Raw genomic sequence first — 2,588 nt, 5'->3', positions numbered from 1 at the left:
TTTTGTGACGAGCTTCGCAAAAGAAAACCGGCAAAAGTGTACGAAAAACGGGATGCGATTCACTCTTGGTATCTTTTTCATATGCTTCATATCAGAAAGGCGTTTGAGGAAGAAAAATACATGCGAGCTTGTCACGAGATTATCACCTTGATGTATTATGAACCCCTTCTGCAAGGCAGGATTTACCATAACCTGCTTAGAATGTTGGAACGTTATTTGTGTGTGCGGGGAGAAGAGGTATGCTGAACAAAATTTTGGAATGGAACAGACAGAACACTGATCTGCCGGAAAAACACAAGTTGCCCTATCCGGGATTTGAGTATTTGAGAGTGTTTGATTTGCTGGAATCATGGATGGAAAAAGGATCAAAAGAAGACAAAATTGCTTTGATTGACTTTGTGCTGGATGTGTTGAGAGAAGATGTCAAAACGGACTTACTCACCACCATTATGTATGGAGGAAAACACTTCAGTGACGTGTCGTCTGAACATCTTTTTCCATCCCGTTTTCAGAACAGACAAGGGGTTTGGGTGAAAAGCTATATGGAAAACAAAAAAAACATAATCTGGCTAAAGAAGATTGATCCTCTTGACGATTGTGTGTGGGTGATGCCCCGGAGATGGCAAAAACTAAAAGATAGATTTGTGAGTTTGTTTGAGCGTAACAAAGATAACTGCAAAGCTTATTTTTACACTCACATCAATGTTTGCCAGATTCATGCGGTCAATGTCGGGACTGTCAGCAAAAAAGGAAGCATAATAGCACAGGTATGTGATCTCAGCCGGTTGTTTGACCATGTCTATACAGACGGCGATGTTTGGTACAACGCCCATAATAACGAAAAGCTGGGCGATGTGTTTGATTTCCGTCTGGCCATCATGTATGAGTTGGCCAGACAAAAACATCAATTAACAAGGGGGTACGTCAGTTGACAATTGTATCAGTAGACTTGGGTTATGGGTATGTGAAGGCCGTATCGACAAGTGGAAAGAAGGTATTATTTCCCTCGCTGGTGGGAGCCGGTCATGACCGCTCACTGGCGGGGCTTTTTGGTTCTCAGGGGCAGGATATTTCAGAGTGTCACGTCCGTGTAAACGGGCAGGAGTTTTTCTTGGGTGAGTTGGCCAAAAAGGAATCCAAAAACAGTGTGCGTATATTTGAACAGGATCGTTACCGTCATGAACATACCAAACTGATGATGAATGCGGCCATACAGTTGGTCACACCGCCGGAACAACAGGTCGTGCGTCTGGTGACGGGATTGCCGCTGGACTTTTACAAACAGCAGGCTAAAGAGGTCAAGCGCACCTTGGAAGGCGTCTATCCCGAACTGGAATGGGTGTCCGGGCCTTTGGGCAGGGCGACAAGGCGGATCAGTGTGGAACAGTGCATTGTTTTTCCACAGGGAGCCGGAGCGGTGATGAGTGCGTTGTATTCTGACCAGCTTGCTCCCAATTATCCGCAATTGGTGGAAGAAGGAGCCAAGGTGGGACTGATTGACATTGGCTTCAGAACAACCGATTTCATTGTCGTGGAGATACAGAAAAACGGTTCTTTCAAGCCCAAACCGGAGTTATCCGGCACGATTGACGTGCAGGGTGTGGTCAACCTGCACAGGGACATTCTGCGGGCTTTCAAGCAGAAAACGGGCGGGTCTGATCTGTCTGAGGAATACATTGACCGCATCATTCGGACAGGAATGATCCGTTACCGTGGCCAGCCCGTCCGTTTTGACGACACCATTGAATCAAGTCTTGTCCATACGTCCACCAAAATAGCGGACGGGGTTAAGGAATCGTGGAACAATGTACTGGACTTGCTCGACATGATCTTTGTGGCTGGTGGTGGAGGGGAATTGTATTTCCCATATCTTAAGAAGATGCTGAGCAATCAGTTGGAACTTGTCCCGGACAGCCAGTTTGCCAATGCCTTGGGTTATCTGAAACTTGGCCGTGCCATCTGGCAGACTGAGAAAAGAGAAAATGCCATGTAAAAAAGGGGGACAGAAGCCATGTCCCTCAAAATCACTTTCAGACTGACGGACGAAGATGCGGAATTGGTTGCCCTGTTTAAGAACGTGCGTTCATCGGGACGTAGCGAAATGATCCGCCGGATGCTGAAATTTGCTTACAGGAAGGCCGTGGAAGAGGACAAGATCAACCAACAGCTTGAGCGTTTGGAACAGGTTTTGTCCGACATCAACGGGCGTCTGTTGGATGTGGAGAAAAAACTTGCAGAGGGGGTGGTGGTCAGTCAGATACAGCATCAACAGGAGCAGGAGATGAAACGCCAGACATCAGTCAGGGAAAGTGCGGAAGCTTTGCTTCAGTCTTTTGGAATGGACTTGGACTGAATAATCATCGGAGGTGTTGGATTTGTTAGCACTTGAAAAACTGCCTAAAACACAGGAAGAGTATATGAATGAATATGAAAGAATCTGTATCATTGGTGATGGTCAAGGCATGATGTTCAACGAGGAAATTATTCAAAGATCGGATAAAGTGATGGGACGCTGGCCGGGTTTTAGGGAATATGTGACCGGCTTTGTCGCCTTAAACATGTTTGGTGATTATGTTTTTGATGAGGTT

5 protein-coding genes are annotated in these 2,588 nt (G+C 46.1%); all 5 read left to right on the top strand.

Translation table 11 applies throughout. The features are described from left to right. Positions 1–246, top strand: a 246-nt coding sequence (locus tag IEW48_RS17305) for a hypothetical protein (RefSeq protein WP_229704104.1), incomplete at its 5' end; no start/stop codon positions are given. Further along, positions 240–932 carry a DUF6710 family protein gene (locus tag IEW48_RS16395; protein ID WP_188624692.1) on the top strand — a complete coding sequence of 231 codons (693 nt, stop codon included), beginning with the start codon at positions 240–242 and terminating at the stop codon, positions 930–932. The genes IEW48_RS17305 and IEW48_RS16395, both read left to right, overlap by 7 nt. After that, entirely contained in the window at positions 929–1,993 is a 1,065-nt protein-coding gene (locus IEW48_RS16390) for a ParM/StbA family protein (protein WP_188624691.1), read from the top strand. The genes IEW48_RS16395 and IEW48_RS16390 overlap by 4 nt, the downstream gene beginning before the upstream one ends. Before the next feature lie 18 nt (positions 1,994–2,011). Then, a complete protein-coding gene (locus tag IEW48_RS16385; RefSeq protein WP_188624690.1) occupies positions 2,012–2,353 on the top strand; it encodes a ribbon-helix-helix protein, CopG family in 342 nt (113 codons plus the stop codon). Positions 2,354–2,375: 22 nt separating this feature from the next. After that, on the top strand, positions 2,376–2,588 hold a 213-nt coding region (locus tag IEW48_RS16380), incomplete at its 3' end, for a hypothetical protein (RefSeq protein ID WP_188624689.1).

The sequence above is a fragment of the Caldalkalibacillus thermarum genome, assembly GCF_014644735.1.
Classification (GTDB): Bacteria; Bacillota; Bacilli; order Caldalkalibacillales; family Caldalkalibacillaceae; genus Caldalkalibacillus; species Caldalkalibacillus thermarum.
Note: the sequence above shows the minus strand (reverse complement) of the source record. Positions and strands in the feature narration are given on the sequence as shown.